The following is a 22,766-nucleotide window of genomic DNA, read 5'->3' as shown; positions in this document are numbered from 1 at the left end:
CGGGCTTTGTCATCGGCCATGCGCAATTTTCTGTCGCAAGAGGCGGGTTTCCCCACCTTTGCCAGGATCAGATGCCCATATCAAAAGCGCAGCCCACCCGCAGGCTTGCCCGCATCGCCCGCCTTATCCGCGCAGCAGCCGGGCAAGCGCGGGCGCGAAATAGGTCAGGATCGCGTCACATCCGGCCCGTCGAAAGGCCATCAGGCTTTCCAGCATCGCCTTTTCGCCGTCAATCCAGCCGTTCTGCGCCGCCGCCTGGATCATCGCATACTCGCCCGAGACCTGATAGGCGAAGGTCGGGGCGCCAAAGGCCTCTTTCACCCGGTGGCAGATGTCCAGATAGGGCAGGCCGGGCTTGACCATCACCATATCCGCGCCCTCGGCCAGATCCCGCGCCACCAGTCGGATTGCCTCATCGCTGTTGGCGGGATCCATCTGATAGGTCTTTTTGTCGCCCACAAGCCGCGAGCCCGCGCCAACCGCATCGCGGAACGGGCCATAAAAGGCGCTGGCATATTTCGCGGCATAAGACATGATCGCCACATCCTTATGGCCCGCCGCCTCAAGCGCCTGGCGGATCGCACCGATGCGCCCGTCCATCATATCCGAGGGGCCCAGGATATCCGCGCCCGCATCGGCCTGGGCCAGCGCCATTTTCACCAGCGCCTCTACCGTCTCGTCATTGACGATGATGCCATCGCGGACAAAGCCGTCATGGCCATTGGCGTTATAGGGATCCAGCGCGATATCGGTCATGACCGCCAGTTCGGGCAGCGCCGCCTTCAGCGCGCGAATGGCACGGTTGGTCAGATTGTCCGGGCTCCAGGCTTCTTCGCAGGTCTCATTGCGCAGATCCGGGTCGGTATAGGGAAAGAGGCAGATCGCCGGGATGCCCAAGGCCGCCGCCTCTTCGGCGCGCACCAAAAGGCGGTCAAGCGACAGCCGGCTGACGCCGGGCAGCGAGGCGATCGGCTCTTCGATCCCCTGGCCTTCGCGGATAAAAACCGGCCAGATCAGGTTGTTGACGCTCAGCTCATTTTCGCGCGTCAAAGCCCTGAGGGCTGCGCTGCGCCGGTTGCGGCGGTGGCGGGTGGCGGGGAAGGCGGCCTGGATCGGTTGCATATCTGGGGTCCCTGACCCCGTGCTCAGACCAGAGCCGCTGCATCATATGCAGCATGGCGGCCATTCAGCGGGGCCTTTGAGCAAGGCAAATGTCGAGAGGGCTTGCAGCCCGTGCCCTTGCCTGCCATGGAAAGGGGGGCCTCTTCAAGTGCGGGGGGCGCGACAATCAGTCCTTAAGACAGGGAAGCCGCGCAGGTGGAGCTTTACCACATTGTCACCGAAGTGATCGACCTGCGGTCCTTCTCAAATCTCTGGTATTGGATCGGGCTGGCTGTGATCTGGTCGATGTCCAGCCATTGGGTGCTGGGCGTGCCCTTTGACATGATCAGCCGCGGCCGACGTGAGGGCGGGCAGACGCAGCTGGATATCGAGACGCTGGCCGGCATCAGGGCACGGCGCATGCTGGGCGTGGCGCGCACCGCCGCAATGCCGATGTTCTTTGGACTGACCTTCTTCTTTACCGCACTGGCCATGATGGCCTTCTGGTACTGGATCGAATTCGCCCAGGCGCTGTTTCTGATGACCATCTGGATGGTGCCCGTGGGCTGGCTGAGCCTGCGCACCTCTTTGCAGATCGAGGGCGGCGACAATCAGGGCGAGGCCTTGCTGCGGCGTCTGATCCAGCTGCGCCGTTATGTGCAGATGATCGGTATGGTGGCGATTTTCACCACCTCGCTTTTCGGCATGTGGCGCAACCTTTCCCATTCTGTGCTTTACTGAGACCATGGTCCATCTGCCGATAATCCTCGGAGGGGCGCCGGAAGGCTATGACGGCTTCCTGCTTGCACGCGAGCTGGAAAAGGGCCGCCCCGTCATCCATGTCGCCCGCGATGACAAACGGGCCGAGGCGATGCGGGCCGCGCTGCGGGCTTTCGCGCCGGGTGTGCCTGTTCTGAGCCTGCCGGCCTGGGATTGTCTGCCCTATGACCGTGTCTCGCCGAACCCTGAAACCTCGGCCCGGCGCATGTCGGTGCTGGCGGCGCTGGCCGAAGGATTGCCCGGCGCTTTCGTGCTGGTCACCACGCTGAATGCCGCCAGTCAGAAGCTGCCCTCGCGCCAGGTGGTGCGAGAGGCCTCGTTCCAGGTGAAACTGGGCGACCGTGTCGATGAGAAACGGCTGCGTGATTTCCTGGCGCGTATGGGTTTTACCCCGGCCTCGACCGTGGCCGAACAGGGGGATTATGCGCTGCGCGGTGGCATCGTCGATATCTGGCCGCCGGGGCCGGATGGGCCGGTGCGGCTGGATTTCTTCGGCGATCAACTGGACGGCATCCGCCGCTTTGACCCCACCAGCCAGCGCACCACGGAAAAGCTGAAATCGGTCGAATTCGCGCCGATGTCTGAGGTGATCCTGGATGAACCCGCGATCACCCGTTTCCGCCAGAACTACCGGGTGGAATTTGGCGCGGGCGGCTCGGATGATCCGCTTTATGAGGCCGTCAGTGCGGGGCGCAAGCATCAGGGGATGGAGCATTGGCTGCCCTTCTTCCATGAGCGGCTTGAGACAATCTTCGACTATCTGCCCGAGGCCACGGTCATGCTGGATGACCAGGTCCCGGTGATGCAGCTGGCCCGCTGGGAGGCGGTGGCTGACGCCTATGACGCCCGCAATGATGCGATGGCGGCGCGGGCGAAGATGGATTCCGTCTATAAGCCGGTGCCCCCCCAGGGCCTTTACCTTGACGAAGAGGCCTGGAAAACGGCGCTTTCTGATCGCCGTGAGATCCGCCTTTCGCCGCTGGCACAAAGCCCCGGACCCTCGGTTCTGGATGCGGGCGGGCGCGCGGGCCGCAGCTTTGCCCCCGAGCGTCAGCAGGAATCCGTCAATCTTTTTGAGGCCCTGGCCGATCATATCCGCCAGCTGCGCCAGGATCGCCATGTCGTGCTGGCCTCCTGGTCCGAAGGCGCGCTGGAGCGTCTGCGCGGTCTGTTGACCGATCAGAATATAGCAACCGAAACCATCCGCGATCTGCGCGACGTTGACGCCGCGCCCGTCAAAGGCGCAGGCAAGCCCGGCGCAGTTCATCAGATCATCTGGGCGCTTGAGGCGGGTTTCACCGCCAAAGGTCTTGCCGTCATATCCGAACAGGATGTGCTGGGCGACCGGCTGGTTGCCAAACCCGCCCGCAAGCGCAAGGCCGAGAATTTCCTGCGCGAGATCGACAGTCTTTCGGTCGGCGATCTGGTCGTCCATGTCGAACATGGCGTGGGGCGCTACCTGGGGATTGAGACCATCACCGCTCTGGGCGCGCCCCATGCGATGGTGATGATCGAATATGCCGAAGAGGCGAAGCTTTACCTTCCGGTCGAGAATATCGAGCTTCTCTCGCGTTACGGCCATGAGGAAGGCCTGCTTGACCGCCTGGGCGGTGGTGCCTGGCAGGCGAAGAAGGCGAAACTCAAGGAACGCATCCGCGAGATCGCCGACAAGCTGATGCGGGTTGCCGCCGAACGGATGCTGCGCTCGGCGCCGATCCTGGATGTGCCGCATTCCGCATGGGAGGCCTTTGCCGCCCGCTTCCCCTGGCCCGAAACCGATGACCAGCTGGCCGCGATCAGCGATGTGGTGGCGGATCTGGAAAAGGGCTCGCCCATGGACCGGCTGATCGTCGGCGATGTGGGATTCGGCAAGACCGAGGTCGCCATGCGGGCGGCTTTCGTGGCGGCTATGGCGGGGATGCAGGTCGCGGTGATCTGCCCGACCACACTGCTTGCCCGCCAGCATTACCGCAGCTTTGCCGAGCGGTTCCGGGGCTTTCCGCTGAACGTGCGGCCGCTGTCGCGCTTTGTATCGGCGAAAGAGGCGGCTGAGACCAGGAAGGGCCTCGGCGACGGCACCGTTGATATCGTGGTGGGCACCCATGCGCTGCTGGCCAAGGGGGTGAACCTGAAAAACCTCGGCCTTTTGATCATCGACGAGGAACAGCATTTCGGGGTCAGCCACAAAGAACGCCTGAAAGAGATGCGATCCGAGGTCCATGTGCTGACCCTGACCGCGACGCCGATCCCGCGCACGCTGCAACTGTCGCTGACCGGGGTGCGCGATCTGTCGATCATCGCAACGCCGCCGGTGGACCGCCTGGCGATCCGCACCTATGTCTCGGAATTCGACACGGTCACGCTGCGCGAGGCGCTTTTGCGTGAGCGTTATCGCGGCGGGCAGTCGTTCTTCGTGGTGCCGCGTGTCTCTGACATCCCCGAGATTGAGGAATTCCTCAAGGCGCATGTGCCTGAGGTCTCTTATGTCATCGCCCATGGCCAGCTGGCGGCGGGCGACCTCGATGAGCGGATGAACCAGTTCTATGACGGGCGGTTCGATGTGCTGGTGGCGACGACCATCGTTGAGAGCGGCCTGGATATCCCGACCGCGAACACGATGATCGTGCATCGCGCCGATATGTTCGGGCTTAGCCAGCTTCACCAGATCCGCGGCCGGGTCGGTCGCTCGAAAACGCGGGCCTATTGCTATCTGACCACGCGGCCCCGGATGATCCTGACGCCCCAGGCGCAGAAGCGTCTGAAACTGCTGGCCAGTTTCGACAGCCTGGGCGCGGGGTTCAACCTGGCGTCCCACGACCTTGACCTGCGCGGCGCGGGGAACCTTTTGGGCGAGGAACAGTCGGGCCATATCCGCGAGGTCGGCTATGAGCTGTATCAGCACATGCTGGAAGAGACGATTGCGAAACTTAAATCGGGCGAGATCGACGGGCTTTCCGATGTCTCGGACGACTGGAGCCCGCAGCTGAACCTGAACGTGCCGGTGATGATCCCAGAGGATTACATCCCCGATCTCGACATCCGGCTTGGGCTTTATCGCAGGCTTTCCGGCCTTTCGTCGAAGGTCGAGCTTGAGGGTTTTGCCGCCGAGCTGATCGACCGCTTCGGGCCGATCCCGAAAGAGGTCAATACGCTGATGCTGATCGTGCGCATCAAAGCGATGGCGAAACGGGCCGGGATCAACCGTCTGGATGCCGGACCCAAAGGCGCGACGCTGACCTTCCAGAACGACAAATTCGCCAATCCGGCAGGCCTGGTCGAATTCCTGAAAGACCAGGGCCCCGCCGCCAAAGTGCAGGGCAATAAGATCGTGCTGCTGGGCGAGATGAAGTCTGAGGCTGACCGGATCCGGGGCGCCTTTGCCATCGCCCGTGACCTTGCAGAAAAGGCGCGCGGAAAGTAATCCGCGCGCCTTTTCAAAGGGATAAATTGTAGCCGTCTTTGGCGCTCTGGCTGTTACCGCTTTGTCAGCCGCATCAGCGCCAGCGCCAGGCCCAGGAACACCACCGAACCCGCGACCAGCGGCAGATGGCTGTCGGTAAAGCTTTGGGTCACCGGCAGCGACAGCACAACCGCCAGCACCGTCGAGACCCCCGCCATGATCGAGGCCGCAAAGCCTGCAATATGGCCCACCGGCTCCATCGCGAGTGCGTTCAGATTGCCCATGGTCAGGCTCATCATGCAAAAGAGGCTGGTCAGCCAGATCATGAACAGCGCGAAGTCGGCACCAAGCGGCAGTTTGATCCACAAAAGCGAGATCAGCACCAGGACCGAGATCGTCAGCACCACCGCAAAGGTGACGGTGACGACGCGGCGCATGCCAACCGTCATCACCAGCCGCGCATTGGCCAGCGAGCCAAGCGCCGAGAAGACCGCCGCCAGCGCGAACCACAGCGGAAACTCGGTGCCACGCCCGAAATGCTTTTCAAACACCGGGGCGATAGAGGACAGCTGCGAGACCAGAACCGCCATCACCAGCGCCTGGATCACAATCGTCACCACCACGATCCGATGCGAGAACAGATCCTTCGTCGAGGCCATCAGCCGCGGAATGTTCAGCGGGATGCGGTCGGCCAGCGGCAGCGTCTCTGGCTGGCGCAGGCCCAGCCACAAGAGGCTGATCACAGAGAAGATCACGAAGGCCAGGAAGATCGCATGCCAGTCGGCCAGATGGATGATCGCCTGACCCATCAGCGGCGCAATCGCCGGGGCGACCATGAAGATCATCATAGCGAAGGACATGATCCGCGCCATCTCACGACCGCTGTACATATCGCGCACCATAGCAAGCGAGACGGTGCGGGGGCCGGCAGCGCCGATCCCCTGGACGACACGCGCGGCGATCAGCACCTCAAGAGAGCCCGCGAAGTAGCACACCAGCGAGGCAATCGAATAGATCGCGCCGCCGATCATCATCACAGTCTTGCGCCCCCAGGCGTCAGACAGCGGGCCAGAGACAAAAGTGCCAAGCCCCATGCCCAGGAAAAACGCGCCAATGATCAGCATGGCGCGATTGGGGGCCTCGGGGGACAGAAGCTGCCCGATCTCGGTGATCGCGGGCAGCATCGCGTCGATCGACAGCGCGATGGTCGCAAAAAGCATCGCAATCAGCGCGATAAATTCCACTTGCCCAAGCGCGGGCTTCGCGTGGTTGGGGCCCGCAGGGCGCGGGCTGCCAGAGGTATTCATGGTGTTCAGGTCTTTGCTATTTCCTGGATCACATCCGCCCAGAACTTCGGCGGCTGTGCTCCGTTGACGACATATTTTTGCCCGATCAGGAAGGTCGGGACGGAATTCACGCCCTTGCGGCGGGCCTCGCCTTCGCGGGTGATCAGCTCTGCCTTATCGGCGTCTGACTGCAAAAGGCGCAGGGTTGCGGCGCGGTCCATACCGGCCGAGGCGGCGATATCTGCCAGCACTTCGGCGTCGCCGATATCGCGCCCCTCATCCCAATAGGCCTGCAGGATGCGGGTGACAACCTCATGCTGCACGCCTTCAATCCCGGCCCAGTCGATCACCCGATGGGCATCCAGCGTGTTTGGCAGGCGGGGCGGGCGGTCCGGGTCGATCTCGCCCCCGGCGTCCTGCGCCACCTGACGCAGACGCTGATTGACCTCATCGACCTTTTCCTTGCCGCCAAAGCGCGCCTCCAGATATTCGCGCTTGTCGACGCCCGCTTTGGGGATATCGGGGTTCAGGCGGAACGGATGCCAGAACAGGCGGAAGGGATGGCCCGGATGCGCGGCAAGCGCATTCTCCAGGTTCTGCATGCCGATATGGCACCAGGGGCAGACGGGGTCGATAAAGATGTCGAGACGGACTTCTTTCTGGGGGGCGTCGCTGCTCATAACAGGGCTTTCTGGTTAAGGAAGACAGGGGCCGACCGCTTTGGCCGTTGCCTCTGTGAACAGGCTTACAGGGTGGCGGCAAAGGATCCTGCCAATCGGGCGAAGTGGCAATCGCACCAGACCGGCGGCAGAGATCAGACTCTGTCTGCGCGGGCTCTTGTAGCCTGGCCGTCGCCCCTGCGCAAAGTTATTTCAACGGCTTTCAGGCACAGCCGCGCCTGCGCAAAAACACGCAACGACAAGCTGTGCCATAAGTGTAAGGGGCGGATTGGGGCAGCAGCGCCGGCGAAAGGGCCTGCGCCTGAGGATCTGCGATCAGAACCAGCCCTGAACGGTGCGGGCCCCGCCCGAGACATCCTCGCCCACGCCAGCCACGGTGTTGCAGCCCGCAAGCCCCGCCAGAATGAGGCCAATCATCAGGTATTTTTTCATGCTCTGTCTGCCTTTACTGCCCATTATTTCAGACCGTCTGCGCGGCCCTGATACCGGATAGGGATATATCACTCAGCCTGATACCACCAGGTATCCGGCTGAAATCCCAGCCAATCCCCATAAAGTGGGATTTTGGCGGGATATTTCAACTCTTTTCTGTGCGCAATCCGGGCGCGGTCAGAATACCAGATCGGCACCACATAGCGCCCGGCGGTCAGCACCCGGTCCAGCGCCCGCACCGAGGTCTGGAACTCTGCCGGATCATCGGTGCCGAGGATCTGCGCGATCAGCGCATCCACCGCGGGCGTATCAACCCCCATCCAGTTGCCGCTGCCAGGCTGGGTCACCCCCGCCGAGCCCCAGTAAAGCAGCATCTCATTGCCGGGCGAAAGCGAGGTCGAGCGGATGTAATGCGTCACGTCAAAGCGGTATTCGCGGGTGCGCTCACGCATCTGCGCCGCGTCGATCGCATTGACCGAGGCCTCTATGCCCAGGGCCCGCAGCGCCTCTATCCAGATTGCGGCGACGGCGATCATCTCATCCTGGCCTACGCCCAGCAGGATCTCAAAGCGGAAGGGCCTACCCGCGCTGTCGCGCAGCATGCCGCTGTCATCGGCATGCCAACCCGCCTCTTCCAGAAGCCGCGCGGCGCTGCGCAGCTGGCGGCGATAGCTGGTGGCATCACTTGCGCCCGGCAGGCGATAGCCCTCAATCGTGCCGGGGGGCAGGCTGTCGGCAAAGGGCAAAAGCCGCGCAAGCTCGTCACCTTCGGCGGGGGTGCCGGGGATCATGCCAAGGGGCGAGTTCGAGAAATAGCTTTCTATCCGCGGCTGGACGCCGCCATTGATCACCTGATTGATGAAGGTGAAGTCAAAAGCCTGGATCAGCGCCTCGCGCACCCGCCAGTCCTGGAACAAAGGGTTGCGGGTGTTGAAAACGAAGCCCTCGATCCCCGAGGGGCGGTGATGGGGGATTTCGGACAGGGTAATATCGCCGCTGCGGATGGCGGGGAAATCATAGCTGCTGGCCCAGCGGGCCGGATTGGTCTCACGGTAAGAGGTGACAAAGCCGCTGCGGAAGCTTTCAAAGATCGCCAGCGGATTGGCGAAATACTCATAGCGGATCTCATCGAGGTTCCACTGGCCGCGATTGAAGGGCAGATCGCGGCCCCACCAGTCGGGATTGCGACGATAGGTGATCGAGGTGCCGCGTTCGACCCGCGCGACGGTATAGGGCCCCGATCCCATCGGCGGATCAAAGGAGGTCGCGGTAAAATCGCGCCCCTGCCACTGCGCCTTTTGCAAAACCGGCCGCAGCCCCAGGATCAGCGGCAATTCCCGGTCAGCGGTGGTGAAGGTGAAGCGGACAGAGCGCGGACCGCTTTTCTCGGCGCTGGCCACTTTGGCCCAGGCGGCGTGATAGCGCGGATTGCCCAAAGTGCCGAGTGTTTCAAACGACCAAAGCACGTCTTCGGGCGTAACGGGGCTGCCATCGGCGAATCGAGCCTCTTCACGCAGGGTGAATTCAACATAGCTTCGTGCCGAATCGGTATCGACCGATTCGGCCAAAAGCCCATAGAGCGAGAAGGGCTCGTCATAATTTCGCCCCATTAGTGTTTCCACCACGAGCGGCGTGATCCCGGTCGCCGGATTGCCTGCGGTGATAAAAGGATTAAGGCTGTCAAAGGTGCCAGGCAGGGCAAGCGTGATGCTGCCGCCTTTCGGGGCCTCTGGGTTGGTTTGTGGCAAAGACACAAAATCCGGGGGTAGCGCAGGCGCGCCATACATAGCTATGCCATGCGAGGGCTCTGTCTTTGCGGGCAAAGGGCTTAGTCCGGCGATCAGCACAATCACAGGGGCAAGCCTGTGGCCTGTCAGTTTGCGACGAATTTGGATCAGCATTCCGGAAACAATCCCTGGAGGGTCTGGGGTGATTGGCGCGAACCTAAGCCCGAGTTCCAGGGTTTTCAAACTTTTAGCTTGGCCATCGGCGAAGAGAGGACTATATAAGACTTACTGCTCGATAGGTTTCTTGCCTGTATGAAACCTGCCTCAACGACTTAACGCCGGCTTCGTGCCGGCGTTTTTTTTATTCGGGGGTCTGGCTGAAGCATTGCGTGATACACGCCAAACGGGCGCTTGATCAGGCGATATTTACCAATCTTAACTGGAAATTCTCACTTCAGGCGCTAGTCTTTACTGCGGGTGCAGCAGGGAGTTTGCGATTATGAATCTGTCCGGTAAGCGCGCGATTGTGACTGGCTCTAACTCGGGAATCGGTCTGGGTGTGGCAGAGGAACTGGCGAAGGCCGGGGCCGATATTGTCCTCAACAGTTTCACGAATCGTGACGAGGACCATGCCCTGGCCGCAGAGTTTGCGGAAAAATACGGGATCAAAGCCACCTATATCCAGGCAGATCTGTCCCAGGCCACTGAGGCGCGGGCATTGGTCAGCAAGGCCGGTGGATGCGATATCCTTGTCAACAATGCCGGCATTCAGCATGTGGCGCCGATTGATGAATTCCCGGCCGATATCTGGGACCGGATTATCGCGATCAATATGAACTCGGCCTTTCATACCAGCGCAGTTGCCTTGCCGTTTATGCGTGAAAAAGGGTGGGGGCGGATCGTCAACATCGCCTCAGCCCATGGATTGACGGCAAGCTCGTTCAAATCGGCCTATGTGACGGCAAAGCATGGTGTGGTTGGCATGACCAAAACCATCGGGCTGGAAACGGCCGGGCAGGGGATCACCTGCAATGCGGTTTGTCCGGGCTATGTGCTGACACCGCTGGTCGAGGCGCAGATCCCTGATCAGATGAAGGTGCACAATATGGACCGCGAGACAGTGATCCGGGATGTGATGCTCGAGCGCCAGCCGTCACGTCAGTTTGTCACCACCACGCAGATCGGCGGCACGGTTGTCTGGCTGTGCTCGGATTATGCCGCACAGGTCACCGGAACCACGATTTCAGTGGATGGCGGCTGGACCGCTCTTTGAGCGAGGTTTCATCCTGCGCGGCACCGGATCCTTGTAAGGATCCGGTCCGTTTCCTTTGAAGGAAACGGCGCCGACGCGATCTTTGCTGTCAGGGGATTCACATGACCAAAATCAGTCTCGCATTGCAGGGGGGCGGCGCACATGGCGCTTATACATGGGGTGTTCTTGACCGCATCCTCGAGGATGGCAGGCTGGAGATTGCCGCGATCAGTGGCACCTCTGCGGGGGCGCTGAATGGCGCAGCGCTGAAGGCTGGATTGGTTGCAGGAGGACGTGAGGCGGCCCGCAAGCGTTTGCGGAGGCTTTGGGAAAGCATCGGCGATATTGGTGATTTTCGTGTCCTTCTGCCCTGGTTTCAGCCCATGATGCCGATCATGCGTTTGATGCAGGAGGCCGGTGAAGCAATGCTGCCCTTCAGCGCATCGGGGATCGCGGCCCAAATCTACAGCCCCTATTCCTGGGGCGATGCCTGGCAAAATCCGCTTGCGCCCGTGGTAGCGGATCTGGATTTCAGTCAGGTTTGCACCGATGCGGGGCCCGCTCTTTTCATTGGCGCAACCAATGTAAGAACTGGCAAAGCGCGGGTTTTCACGGGCAGCGAGATCAGCCCCGAGGCTCTGATGGCCTCTGCCTGCCTTCCGTCGGTATTCCAGGCGGTTGAAATCGACGGCGAGGCCTATTGGGATGGTGGTTTCGCGGGCAATCCTTCGCTTTGGCCGCTATATGACAGGGATCTGCCGGACGATATCCTCATCATCCATGTCAACCCACTGCGCCGTGATGAGGTGCCTGAAACACCGCTGGGCATTCAGAACAGGGTGAATGAGATCAGCTTCAATGCCACGCTTTTGTCAGAGCTGCGCTCGGTCGCCTTCGTCAAGCGGCTGATCGCCGAGGGGCGGATTGAACGTGGTCAGATGAAGGATCTGCATATCCACCTCATCCTTGATGACGCTTTGATGAATGCGCTGAGCGCAGGTTCAAAGCTGCAGCCGTCCTCTGCCCTGATCTCGCGCCTGTTTGAGGCGGGGCGGGCATCGGGTGACGCCTTCCTTGCGGAATGTGGCGCAAAGATCGGTCATGAATCTTCTGCCGATCTCGCAGCCCTGTTTGGCTGAAGGCCGGGCTGGCAGCAGGGTTTGCCCGTCCGGCAGGATCAGATGGCGTCTTTGGTCGTCGGATAGACCAGGCCACCAGAGACAATCAGCTTTGCCGCGTCATCGATCCCGGTCTCATTAAGAATGATCAGATCTTTGGTCGGCACGAAAAGCAGCATGCCACTGGTGAATGGCGTAAGCCCCACAAATACCGCTGAAAATTCGTCGCCCAATGCGGTCAGCTTATCTGCCAGCTCGCCCTTGGGGCGCGTTGACAAAAAGCCAAGCGCCCAGGAGCCGGGGCGGGGAAACTCGACCAGACAGGCCTTGTCGAAACTGGTTTCCTTCTTGTTGAAGAAGGTTTCGGCCACCTGTTTGATCGCCCCATAGACCGAGCGCACAACCGGCATCCGGTCGACCATCTGTTCGGCCTTGCGGATCACCGAGCGGCCGATAATCCCCTTGGCGATCCAGCCCACCAAAATGGTGAAAACCAGAAACACCAGCACGCCAACGCCGCGCACCGGGAATTCATAATCCGGCCCCAGATAGCGCAAAAGCACCGCATCAGGCTGCCAATAGGCCGGGATCAGCGGCAGGATCCAGCCGTCAATCCAGCCGATCACCGCCCAGACAAGGTAAAGCGTCAGACCGATCGGCAAAACCACCACCAGCCCGGTCAGGAAACTGGCCCGCAGGCTGGCGAAAAAGCCGCGGCGCGGCGGAAGGATCGGCGGCTGGGACAGGTCGGACATTCTAACTCCCTTATCGGGCTAATCTAGGGGCCCGACCCGTCCCGGTGCAATGGCCGATTGCCAGGTGGCGGCCAAAATCCCGACTGATCAGTTCAGTTTCGCCGAGGCTGCCGCAATCTGCGCCGCCAGCCGGGCATTGTTCAGCACCAGCTCGATATTGGCGGTAAGCGAGCGGCCTTCGGTCAGCGTAAAGATGCGGTCAAGCAGGAAGGGCGTGACCTCTTTGGCGCTGACGCGACCGGCCTCGACCTCACGCAGGGCGGCTTCGACATGGGGCATGATCTCTTCGCGCGGGATCTCATGTTCCTTCGGGATCGGATTTGCGACCAGCTGGCCGCCGGGAATGCCAAGCGCCGCCCGCATCGCCGCCGAAGCCGCGATCTGCGCCGGATCATCCATCCGGAGCGGTGCCTTCAGCCCCGAGGCGCGCGACCAGAATGAGGGCAGCTCGTCCTGGCCATAAGCGATGACCGGCACGCCTGCGGTTTCCAGATATTCCCAGGTTTTCGGCAGATCGAGAATTGCCTTGGCCCCTGCGGCCACCACGGTCACTGCCGTTTGCGCCAGTTCCTGCAGGTCGGCCGAGATGTCGAATGAGGTTTCCGCGCCGCGATGGACGCCGCCAATCCCCCCGGTTGCGAAGGTGGTGATCCCGGCCAGGCGGGCGCAGATCATCGTCGCCGCCACCGTTGTTGCGCCATTGCCGCCGCGAACCACGCAGGCCGCCAGATCGGCGCGGGACAGTTTGGCGACATCGGTGGCCTGGCCAAGCGCGTTCAGCTCTGCCTCGGTCAGGCCGATGTGGATGCGGCCCTTCAGGATCGCCATGGTCGCGGGCACCGCACCCGAGGCGCGGATCTCGGCCTCAACCCGGGCGGCGGTTTCCACATTCTGCGGCCAGGGCATGCCATGGGTGATGATGGTCGATTCAAGCGCGACGATCGGCAGGCCATTCTTGCGGGCCTCGGCCACCTCGGGCGAGTAGGTCAGCGGGATCTGGGTCATCAGTTTATGTCTCCTGAAACATAGGCGGCAGCGGCGGCGAGGGCGGCATGCAGCGCGGCCTCGCGGTCCTGACCGCGCCGTTCGGCCGCGATATGGGCGGCCATGAAAGTGTCACCTGCGCCGGTGACACGGGTCACCAGGACCTGCGGCGGGCAGCCGGTGACTGTGGGTTTGTGCTGGCTTGCCTCGGCGGCGGGGCTGCCGCCATTGGTCACCAGCACCCGCGCGGCACCGCGGGCGATCAGCGCATCAGCGGCCTCGCGGGCATCGGTGGCGGTGATATTGGCCAGAAGGCAGGCCTCTTCAAGGTTCAGATAAAGCGTGGCGCCGGGGTGCAGCAACAGGGGGCGCAACCGGCCCGCTTTGCCGGGGCTGGCGGGCGCGATCCGCAGGTCTGCGGCGCGAAACAGCCGTGATCCGGCGATTTCAGACAGCAGAGCCTCGGTCAGGTTGCCATCCAGCGCGATCTGGCCGTCCCAGGGATCGGCCTCACTTCCCAGCCTGCCATCTTCCAGGGGGGCAAGGATTTTTGCACCCGCAAGCTCCAGCGAATGGGCATCCGCGATTGCGGCGATCAGACCATTGGCACCCTCGATTGCCAGATAACGGTCGGTCGGCAGATCATCCGAGCGCAGCGCGAAATCTGTGGCGACGCCCAGGCCCAGGCAGGCATGGACCAGCTCATCGCCCTCTGCATCGCGGCCGATCAGCGTCAGCACCTGGGGCGAAAGACCAAACCGCGCCAGCCCCATCGCAATGTTCAGCGCCACACCGCCCGGCAGGCGCGTGATGCGCCCCGGCACGTCAGAGCCCTGCCGCATCACAGCAGAGCTGCGGCCAATAATGTCCCAAAGGACGGAACCGATGCAAAGAATCTCAGACCTGGTGCTCATGGCGCGTATCTTGCGCAGTCGCCCTGCCTGCACAAGTGGCACCGTTGTCCGCAGCTGTTCTTCGCTCGATAGTGTTCGCGGGTGTTCATACTTCGTTCACTTATTGCGCTTGGCGGCGCGGCGATTATGCCCTATCTCTCTCGGTGTTGATCCCCCAATGCGTGAAGATGGCGGTGTGATGATGGCCGAACAGAAGTTTATCGAAGTGCGCGGCGCGCGCGAGCATAACCTGAAAGGCGTTGATCTCGACATTCCGCGCGATCAGTTCGTGGTGATCACCGGGCTGTCGGGCTCGGGCAAATCCTCGCTGGCCTTTGACACGATCTATGCCGAAGGGCAGCGCCGTTATGTTGAAAGCCTGTCGGCCTATGCGCGCCAGTTCCTCGATATGGCCGGAAAGCCGGATGTTGACCATATCTCGGGCCTGAGCCCGGCGATTTCGATTGAGCAAAAGACCACGTCGAAAAACCCCCGTTCGACGGTGGGCACGGTTACCGAGATCTACGACTACCTCCGTCTGTTGTTCGCCCGTGTGGGTGTGCCTTATTCCCCCGCGACCGGGCTGCCGATCACCGCGATGCAGGTGCAGGATATGGTCGATGCGGTGATGGCGATGCCGGAAGGCACCCGCGCCTACCTTCTGGCCCCCATCGTGCGTGACCGTAAGGGCGAATATAAAAAGGAATTCCTGGAACTTCGTAAACAGGGCTTTCAGCGCGTCAAAGTGAATGGCGAATTTTACGAGCTGGAAGAGCCGCCGACGCTCGACAAGAAATTCCGCCATAATATCGACGTGGTGGTCGACCGCATCGTGGTGCGCGAAGGGCTCGAGGTGCGGCTCGCCGACAGCTTCCGCACCGCGCTGAACCTGGCCGACGGCATCGCCGTGATCGAGATGGCTGATGAGGGGGGCGAGCGGAAGACCTATTCCGAGAAATTCGCCTGTCCGGTCTCTGGCTTCACCATCGCCGAGATCGAGCCGCGGCTTTTCTCGTTCAACGCGCCTTTCGGGGCCTGTCCGTCCTGCGACGGGCTGGGGGTCGAGTTGTTCTTTGATGAGCGCCTCGTTGTGCCCGACCAGGGCCTCTCGATCCCGCAGGGCGCGATTGCGCCATGGGCGAAGTCGAAATCGGCTTACTTCACCCAGACCGTAGATTGTCTGGCAAAGCATTACGAATTCGATAAAAAGACCAAATGGCGCGATCTGCCCGAAAAGATCCGCCAGCTTTTCCTTTACGGATCAAAGGGCGAAGAGATCGACTTCACCTATGATGAGAACGGCCGCGTCTATAAGGTGCGTCGTCTTTTCGAGGGCATCATCCCCAATATGGAGCGCCGCTACCGCGAGACCGATAGCAATTGGTCGCGCGAGGAAATGGAGCGTTATCAAAACAATCGCCCCTGTTCCTCATGTAACGGCTATCGGCTGAAGCCCGAGGCGCTGGCGGTGAAAATCGCCGGGCTGCATATTGGCCAGGTGGTGCAGAAGTCGATCCAGGAAGCGCATGACTGGATCTCGGGCGTGCATGAAACCCTGACCGGGCAGCAAAATGAAATTGCAAAAGCCATTCTCAAGGAAATCCGTGAACGTCTTGGATTCCTTGTAAATGTTGGGCTGAACTATCTGACGATGGCGCGCAATGCCGGCACGCTGTCGGGGGGGGAAAGCCAGCGGATCCGGCTGGCCAGCCAGATCGGCTCGGGTCTGACGGGGGTGCTTTATGTGCTGGATGAACCCTCTATCGGGCTGCATCAGCGTGACAATGACCGCCTGCTGGCGACCCTGAAAGGTCTGCGCGATCAGGGCAATACCGTGCTGGTGGTCGAGCATGATGAGGATGCGATTCGCGAGGCGGATTACGTGTTCGACATCGGCCCGGGCGCAGGGGTTCACGGCGGGCAGATCATCGCATGTGGCACCCCGGCCGAAATTACCGCCAATCCTGAAAGTATCACCGGCCAGTATCTCTCTGGCAAACGCGAGATCGCAGTGCCGAAAGAGCGGCGCAAGGGGAATAGGAAAAAACTAACAGTTGTAAAGGCTTCGGGGAATAACCTCAAAAATGTCACGGCAGAGTTCCCGCTGGGCGAATTCGTTTGTGTGGCAGGCGTGTCGGGCGGCGGGAAGTCGACGCTGACCATCGAGACCCTGTTCAAAACAGCAGCGATAAAACTGAATGGGGCCCATGAGACGCCAGCGCCCTGCGAGACGATCAAGGGGTTTGAGCACCTCGACAAGGTGATCGACATCGACCAGCGGCCCATCGGGCGGACGCCGCGTTCGAATCCAGCAACTTACACCGGGGCCTTCACACATATCCGCGACTGGTTCTCGGGCCTGCCTGAGGCGAAAGCGCGGGGCTACGGGCCAGGACGCTTTTCCTTCAACGTCAAGGGCGGGCGCTGTGAGGCCTGTCAGGGCGATGGTGTCATCAAGATCGAGATGCATTTCCTGCCCGATGTCTATGTCACCTGTGAGACCTGCAAAGGGCAGCGTTACAATCGGGAAACGCTTGAAATTAAGTTCAAAAACAAAAGCATCGCCGATGTTCTTGATATGACGTGTGAAGATGCGCGTGATTTCTTCCAGGCGGTGCCCTCGATCCGCGAGAAGATGGAGGCGCTTTGCGAAGTGGGCCTTGGCTATATCAAGGTTGGTCAGCAGGCGACGACGCTTTCGGGCGGCGAGGCGCAGCGGGTGAAGCTGTCGAAAGAGCTCAGCCGTCGCGCCACCGGGCGCACGCTTTATATCCTCGATGAACCGACCACGGGCCTGCATTTTGAGGATGTGAGGAAACTGCTGGAAGTGCTTCATTCCCTTGTCGATCAGGGGAATACGGTGGTGGTGATCGAGCATAATCTCGACGTGATCAAGACCGCCGACTGGATCATCGACATCGGCCCCGAGGGCGGTGATGGCGGCGGCCAGATCGTTGCCAGCGGCACGCCCGAAGAGGTGGCAAAGATCGCGGCCAGCCATACCGGGCGCTATCTGGGCCCGATGCTGAAGCCAAAGCGGGTGGCCGCCGAATAGCGGGTTCTGCACAGGTTCTGCACATCTGCCCTGCGGTTTCTGCACATGCGTCGGGGCATTCTGGCCGGGATTTCGGTTCAGAGGATTGCGACGAATGCAGAGTTTCGAAATGCGCGGCAGGCCGCGCAGCCTGTCACGCGACGGTTGGTGGTTGGCATCTGAAGCCCACCAGCCAGATGCGGTGCCCCCGTCTGACAGCCCCGGCAGGCAGTGCGAAGGCGGCTGGGATCCTGCACGAATTATGGGTCTTATCCTTCTGCTTTTGCTGGGGGATTTCCTGTTCTGGCAGCAGCACGTCGGCCTGTCTCTGGCGCTTTTCAGCCTGGCGGTGACGCTGGTGGCCAGTCATGGCAGCCCGCTGCGGCTAAGACTGGTGGCGCTGTCGATCTCTTTGGCCGGGGCATTGCCGGTGGTGGATTACGTGCTGCCGCTTTCGGTCGCATTTTTGCTGGCGGGTCTGATCTCCAGCGTGGTTGTTCTGGCCCGAGCCGATCATGGCAGAGGGGCATGCACCTTCATCCTGCATCTTGCAGATTTCCTGATCGCACTGCCGGATCGCTGGCTTTTCGCTTTGCGCGGTTTGCTTAGGCCTTTCGCGGCTCGTGGCCCTGGGCCGGGGCGTGCAGTCGCGCATCGTGATCGTGGCACGCGCGGGCGCGGGCTGCGCGACTGGGCTTTTCCGCTTGGCGGGTCGTTGATTTTTCTGGCGCTGATCCTTGAGGCCAACCCTTTGCTTTTGCAGCTGGGGCGCGAGACGCTGGATCCCTGGACCCTGATCCTGCGGGTCTGTTTCTGGGCCGGGCTTGCGCTGATGATCCTGCCATTTCTCAGCCGCCGACCCGCAGCAAAGATGGCGCATCTGCCTGCCTGGCGGGTATTGCAGCTGCCGGGGCTGAACCCGCGTTCGGTCTTGCGGGCGCTGATCCTTTTCAACCTGCTGATCGGGTTGCAGATCCTCAGCGATGCCTCGATCCTGATCGGCGGGGCCAGCCTGCCTGCGGGGATGAACTTTTCCGAATATGCCCATCGTGGTGCCTGGCCTTTGCTGGCAACGGCGATGCTGGCTGGCGGCTTTACCCTTGCTGCGCGTCCTTTCCTGCAAGAGCACAGGGCGCTGAGGCCTCTTTTGCTGCTGTGGCTGGTGCAGAACATCCTTTTGAGCGGGGCAGCGGCGCTGCGGCTGGATCATTACATTGACGCCTATGGCCTGACATTCCTGCGTCTCTATGCGCTGATCTGGATGGGACTGGTCGGCTTTTCACTGATGCTGATGGCCTGGCAGGTGCTGGCAATGCGCAGCAATTCCTGGGTGGTGATCAGGCTGTTTTGTGCCGCATTGTCGGTGCTTTACGCCTCTTCCTTCATAAATTTCGCGGCGTTGATTGCGGCGCAGAACCTGAGCCGTGACCGGATTGATATTCCCTATATCTGCGACCTTGGCCCGCAGGCGGCGGCAGAGGTAAGGCTCGCAGCGCACCGGCGTCCTGAAGCAGCGCTTTTGACGTCTTACTGTGCAGCCGGCCGTGCTCCGAAGATCCGGGGCTGGCGGGATTGGGGCTTTCGCAATGCGGATGTGCTGCATAAACTGGCGCTGCAGCAAGCGCAGGCAGAGGGGGAGGCCGGATGAAGATACTGGTCGTCGACGACGATCCGCGCCTGCGCGATCTGGTTCGCCTCGCAGCCGAGCGGGCGGGATTCAGCGTGATCACCGCCGCCGACGGCCAGGCCTGTCTGACCCATCTGGCGCGTGAGGCCCCGGATCTGATCATCCTGGATATCGGCCTGCCAGAGATGGACGGGTTTGAGACCTGCCGCCGGATCCGTCAGCGCTCTGAGGTGCCGGTCCTGTTTCTGACTGCCCGTGATGATGAGATTGACCGTATCGTCGGGCTTGAGCTGGGCGCCGATGACTATGTGACCAAGCCCTTCAGCCCGCGCGAGCTGATCGCGCGGGTGCGGGCGATCCTGAAGCGTTCTGCAGGCCAGCAGCCGTCCGCGCCGCTGCAATATGGGCGGCTAAGCCTTGATCCGGGCGCCCGCATCTGTCGCACAGACCAGTCCGATCTGGCGCTGACCGCCACCGAATTTCAGCTGCTTGCGCGGCTGATGGCTGATGCGGGGCGCTTTGTCCCGCGTGAGGCGCTGATAAGCGCCGTTTGGGGGCCGCGCAGCGCCGTATCCGGCCGCACGCTTGACAGCCATCTGCGCAACCTGCGCCAGAAACTCAGCACGGCGGGCCTTGATGAGGCGATCGGCACCCTGCATGGCCAGGGCTTCCGGCTGGAGGCCAGATGAGCCGGCGCTGGCGGCCCTCACTTGGGCTGGTGCTGGGCGGTGCGCTGGCCGGGACGCTGGGGCTCAGTTTCCTTGGCATGGTGGTGCTGCGCTATCTGGGGCCGGTTATTGGCTTTCGTCATGCGGTGATTGTCATCGCGCTGGTGATCGCGGCGGCGACGGCGGTGCTGGGCTGGCTGCTGGTGCGGCTTTTGTTGCGCCCGATCCTGGCGCTTGAGCATTTCGCGGCGGGCGCTGAAAACGGCGAACCCCTTGTTCCGCCCACACATTTCGGCACGTATGAACTGCATGCGACCGCGCAGCGGGTGATTGCCATGGCGGGTGTGTTGCGCGACCGTGAGGCGACGGTGCGCGCCTATACCGACCATGTCACCCATGAGCTGAAAACCCCGGTTGCCGCGATCCGCGCCGGGGTCGAGCTGCTTGACGACGGGGCGCAGCTGCAGGGCGATGATGCACTTTTGTTGGCGCAGATCGGCGCGGCGGGCCGCCAGATCGAGGCACAACTGGCCGCGCTGCGCGAGGTCGCGCGGGCCCGTGAGGCCCGCTATCTGGGCGAAAGCACGCTGTCCGAAATCGAGGCAGCGCTGGCGCAGGATTGGCCGGATCTGCGCTGGACGATCACGGGGCAGGCGGTGCGGATCCCGATCTCTGCCCAGGGCCTCGGCCTGATCCTCAGCCCGTTGGCCCGCAACGCATCCGAGCATGGCGCGACAGAGATCACGCTTTCCGCCAGTCTGAGCGCCCAGGACTGCGTGATCCATTTCAGTGACAATGGCCATGGGATCAGCCCCGGCAATGCCGCCCGCATATTTGATCCGTTCTTCACCACCCGGCGCGAAAGCGGCGGCACGGGGATGGGGCTGGCGATCCTTCGCGCCATGCTGGCGGCGCATGGGGGCAGGGTGAGCCTGGCTGCCGCCACGAAAGGCAGCAGCTTTCGCCTGACGCTGCCCCGGCGTGACATCTGATATGTTGCCGTAGTGCAACCCTGCGTGCCGCATGGGCCACAGGTATCTTGCGTAGAATCAGCCATACAGGCATCCAGGCCGCCAAATCACCCGCATCAGTCTGAGGAGGGCGGCCCATGACAGCAATCAGCATCCAAACTCTGCCGTCGGAACTGGCGCGGGGCTGATCCTGAACGGATCATTTCCCTGACAGCGTCGTTCCGCCCGCGCCCCATTCCGGGCGCAATCTCGCGTTGGAAAGACGAATATGGGCACTCCCATTACCAGAGAAGGCCGCCTGCGGGCGCCTGTCTCACAATTCTATCAAAGCACGACCTGGATCGAGGGCCGCGCCGAGGATCAGCTGGCCGAGACCGCCCGCTGGCCTGGCATGGTCGCGGTCGCGGGTTTTCCTGACCTGCATCCTGGGCGCTATGGCCCGGTCGGGGCGGCCTTTCTGGCTGACCGGATCTGGCCGCAGCTTGTCGGGCCGGATATCGGCTGCGGTATGGCGCTCTATCGGCTGGACCTGCCGCGCCATCGGCTGAAACTCGACAAAGCGGTGCGTCGGCTGGCGGCTCTGGACCAAGGCGCTGAGGCTGATGAGGCGGCGGCGCGACTTGCAGCGGCAGGCCTTTCCGGGCTGATTGGCGCAGAAGGTCTTGGCACAATCGGCGGCGGCAACCATTTTTGCGAGCTGCAGCAGGTGGAAGAGGCTGACGCGGCCTCTGGGCTGAAGGACGGCGATCTCTGTCTGCTGGTGCATTCCGGCTCTCGCAGTCGGGGGGCGGCGGTGTTTGAGGGCCTGGATCAGGCCTGGAAACAGGGCTATGCGCCCGATGCCCAGGCAGGCCGCGACTATCTGGCGCTTCACGATGCGGCGGTGATCTGGGCGCGGCTGAACCGGGCACTGATCGCCGAACGCGCGGCCCTGGCGCTTGGGGCCGAGGCGCGGCTGATCTGCGACGCGGTTCACAACCATGTCGTGCCGCATCAAGGCCATTGGCTGCACCGCAAGGGTGCTGCGGCGCCGGACCTGGGGCTTGTTCCACTGGCAGGCTCGCGCGATGCGCCAAGCTATCTGCTTTCGGTGCCGGATCTGGTGCCTGAGGCGCTGGCCTCGGTCTCGCATGGGGCGGGGCGGCGCTATGACCGCAGCTCGATGCATGGGCGGATCCGCAAGGAACGGTCGGTGCTGACGCAGCTTACCCGCAACCGTTTCGGCGGGCGGGTGGTCTGCGCCGATCCAGACCTTTTGCTGGAAGAGGCGGGCACGGCCTATAAGCGCCCTGAAAGCGTGCTGGCTGATCTGCAGCATTTTGGCCTTGCCCGCCCCCTTGCGCGGCTGATCCCGCTGATCACCTGGAAGAAGGGAGAGGCGGCATGAGCATGGCTGAAACCCTGCTGATCTCAAGCGGCAATGGCCCGGGCGAGTGCCGCCAGGCGGTGGCGCATTTCCTGGCCTGGCTGGAGGATCAGGTGGCGCTTTACGGGCTGGATCTGGACATCGCCGCACGAGAGGGGGCGCATGGGCCGTCCTCGGCGGTGGTGGTCCTTGGCGGGACCGGGGCGGATCTGCTGGCGCAGCAGGTTGCCGGCGTGGTGCTTTGGCGCTGTGCCTCAGGCCTGCGGCCGAAACATCCGCGCAAGAACTGGTTCATCCAGATCTTCCGGCTGACGCCCCCGCCTGCGCAGGTGGCGATTGATCCGGGCGCGGTTGAGATGCAGGCGATCCGGGCCGGGGGGCCGGGCGGTCAGCATCAGAACAAAACCGCCAGCGCGATCCGGGCGCGGTGGCGCGATGACAAGGGGCGGCTTTGGTCGGTGGTGGTGCGTGACAGCCGCTCGCAGCATCAGAACCGCCGCATCGCGCTGGAGCGTCTGGCCGCACTGATCGCCGCCGATCAGGCCGGGGCCGAGGCGGCGGCCCAGGGGGAAAGCCATGCGCTGCATCACCAGCTGCAGCGCGGCGCGCCGCATCTGGTGTTCGACGGCCCTGCCTTCCGGCCCGCCAGATAGGGGGGCTGCAAATAAGAAGAAAGCCCGCAGAGTGATCTG

At 62.3% G+C, this 22,766-nt stretch carries 18 protein-coding genes; 10 read left to right on the top strand and 8 right to left on the bottom strand.

Features of this window, described 5'->3' with window-relative positions; translation table 11 throughout:
- Positions 1–123: 123 nt before the first annotated feature.
- Positions 124–1,122 (bottom strand): porphobilinogen synthase, encoded by a 999-nt coding sequence (gene hemB, locus HOY34_RS10665; RefSeq protein ID WP_172362607.1) that lies wholly within the window; start codon positions 1,120–1,122, stop codon positions 124–126.
- A gap of 195 nt (positions 1,123–1,317) precedes the next feature.
- Between hemB and HOY34_RS10660 the strand changes: the two genes are divergently transcribed.
- Together HOY34_RS10660 and mfd are read left to right on the top strand one after the other, a co-directional pair.
- On the top strand, positions 1,318–1,842 hold the full coding sequence (locus HOY34_RS10660; RefSeq protein WP_172362605.1) for a component of SufBCD complex: 525 nt from the start codon (positions 1,318–1,320) through the stop codon (positions 1,840–1,842).
- Between the two features lie 4 nt (positions 1,843–1,846).
- Positions 1,847–5,302, top strand: a complete 3,456-nt coding sequence (gene mfd, locus HOY34_RS10655; protein WP_172362603.1) for a transcription-repair coupling factor — start codon at positions 1,847–1,849, stop codon at positions 5,300–5,302.
- 53 nt (positions 5,303–5,355) lie between these two features.
- On the opposite strand, the gene HOY34_RS10650 is transcribed toward mfd, so the two are convergent.
- From HOY34_RS10650 to HOY34_RS10640, 4 genes are all read right to left on the bottom strand, one after another.
- Positions 5,356–6,588, bottom strand: coding sequence for a multidrug effflux MFS transporter (locus tag HOY34_RS10650; protein ID WP_172362601.1), 1,233 nt, complete (start codon positions 6,586–6,588; stop codon positions 5,356–5,358).
- Positions 6,589–6,593: 5 nt separating this feature from the next.
- A complete protein-coding gene (locus HOY34_RS10645; RefSeq protein ID WP_172362599.1) occupies positions 6,594–7,247 on the bottom strand; it encodes a DsbA family oxidoreductase in 654 nt (217 codons plus the stop codon).
- Positions 7,248–7,562: 315 nt separating this feature from the next.
- Positions 7,563–7,679: a lipoprotein gene (locus HOY34_RS22420; RefSeq protein ID WP_366926946.1), complete on the bottom strand. Its 117-nt coding sequence runs from the start codon at positions 7,677–7,679 to the stop codon at positions 7,563–7,565.
- A gap of 68 nt (positions 7,680–7,747) precedes the next feature.
- Complete coding sequence (locus HOY34_RS10640; protein WP_172362597.1) at positions 7,748–9,580, bottom strand: extracellular solute-binding protein; 1,833 nt, start codon at positions 9,578–9,580, stop codon at positions 7,748–7,750.
- 325 nt (positions 9,581–9,905) lie between these two features.
- Here HOY34_RS10640 and HOY34_RS10635 point away from each other — a divergent pair, with 325 nt between their 5' ends.
- The gene (locus HOY34_RS10635; protein WP_172362595.1) at positions 9,906–10,679 is read left to right on the top strand and encodes a 3-hydroxybutyrate dehydrogenase; all 774 of its coding nucleotides are present in this window, start codon (positions 9,906–9,908) and stop codon (positions 10,677–10,679) included.
- 101 nt (positions 10,680–10,780) lie between these two features.
- Positions 10,781–11,797 (top strand): patatin-like phospholipase family protein, encoded by a 1,017-nt coding sequence (locus HOY34_RS10630; protein WP_172362593.1) that lies wholly within the window; start codon positions 10,781–10,783, stop codon positions 11,795–11,797.
- A gap of 38 nt (positions 11,798–11,835) precedes the next feature.
- Here the strand turns inward: HOY34_RS10630 and HOY34_RS10625 are convergent, their stop codons facing one another.
- The 3 genes from HOY34_RS10625 to HOY34_RS10615 all read right to left on the bottom strand — a co-directional run bounded on the left by HOY34_RS10625 (position 11,836) and on the right by HOY34_RS10615 (position 14,429).
- Complete coding sequence (locus tag HOY34_RS10625; RefSeq protein WP_172362591.1) at positions 11,836–12,531, bottom strand: DUF502 domain-containing protein; 696 nt, start codon at positions 12,529–12,531, stop codon at positions 11,836–11,838.
- 87 nt (positions 12,532–12,618) lie between these two features.
- Positions 12,619–13,536 carry a pseudouridine-5'-phosphate glycosidase gene (locus HOY34_RS10620; protein ID WP_172362589.1) on the bottom strand — a complete coding sequence of 306 codons (918 nt, stop codon included), beginning with the start codon at positions 13,534–13,536 and terminating at the stop codon, positions 12,619–12,621.
- Entirely contained in the window at positions 13,536–14,429 is an 894-nt protein-coding gene (locus HOY34_RS10615) for a PfkB family carbohydrate kinase (protein WP_172362587.1), read from the bottom strand. Before HOY34_RS10615 ends, HOY34_RS10620 begins: the two co-directional genes overlap by 1 nt.
- A gap of 181 nt (positions 14,430–14,610) precedes the next feature.
- Between HOY34_RS10615 and uvrA the strand changes: the two genes are divergently transcribed.
- The 6 genes from uvrA to HOY34_RS10585 all read left to right on the top strand — a co-directional run bounded on the left by uvrA (position 14,611) and on the right by HOY34_RS10585 (position 22,727).
- Positions 14,611–17,463 (top strand): excinuclease ABC subunit UvrA, encoded by a 2,853-nt coding sequence (gene uvrA / locus HOY34_RS10610; RefSeq protein ID WP_172362895.1) that lies wholly within the window; start codon positions 14,611–14,613, stop codon positions 17,461–17,463.
- 241 nt (positions 17,464–17,704) lie between these two features.
- The gene (locus tag HOY34_RS10605; protein WP_172362585.1) at positions 17,705–19,090 is read left to right on the top strand and encodes a DUF4153 domain-containing protein; all 1,386 of its coding nucleotides are present in this window, start codon (positions 17,705–17,707) and stop codon (positions 19,088–19,090) included.
- Positions 19,087–19,758 carry a response regulator transcription factor gene (locus HOY34_RS10600; RefSeq protein ID WP_172362583.1) on the top strand — a complete coding sequence of 224 codons (672 nt, stop codon included), beginning with the start codon at positions 19,087–19,089 and terminating at the stop codon, positions 19,756–19,758. The genes HOY34_RS10605 and HOY34_RS10600 overlap by 4 nt, the downstream gene beginning before the upstream one ends.
- Positions 19,755–20,729, top strand: a complete 975-nt coding sequence (locus HOY34_RS10595; RefSeq protein ID WP_172362581.1) for a sensor histidine kinase — start codon at positions 19,755–19,757, stop codon at positions 20,727–20,729. Before HOY34_RS10600 ends, HOY34_RS10595 begins: the two co-directional genes overlap by 4 nt.
- 247 nt (positions 20,730–20,976) lie before the next feature.
- Positions 20,977–22,095, top strand: a complete 1,119-nt coding sequence (locus HOY34_RS10590) for an RNA ligase RtcB family protein (RefSeq protein WP_172362579.1) — start codon at positions 20,977–20,979, stop codon at positions 22,093–22,095.
- Positions 22,092–22,727 (top strand): peptide chain release factor-like protein, encoded by a 636-nt coding sequence (locus tag HOY34_RS10585; RefSeq protein ID WP_172362577.1) that lies wholly within the window; start codon positions 22,092–22,094, stop codon positions 22,725–22,727. The genes HOY34_RS10590 and HOY34_RS10585 overlap by 4 nt, the downstream gene beginning before the upstream one ends.
- Positions 22,728–22,766 lie beyond the last annotated feature (39 nt).

Origin of the sequence: Pseudogemmobacter hezensis (genome assembly GCF_013155295.1) — a bacterium.
GTDB lineage: Bacteria > Pseudomonadota > Alphaproteobacteria > Rhodobacterales > Rhodobacteraceae > Pseudogemmobacter > Pseudogemmobacter hezensis.
The sequence above is the reverse complement of the archived record's forward strand: the minus strand, read 5'-3'. Positions and strand labels throughout refer to the sequence as shown.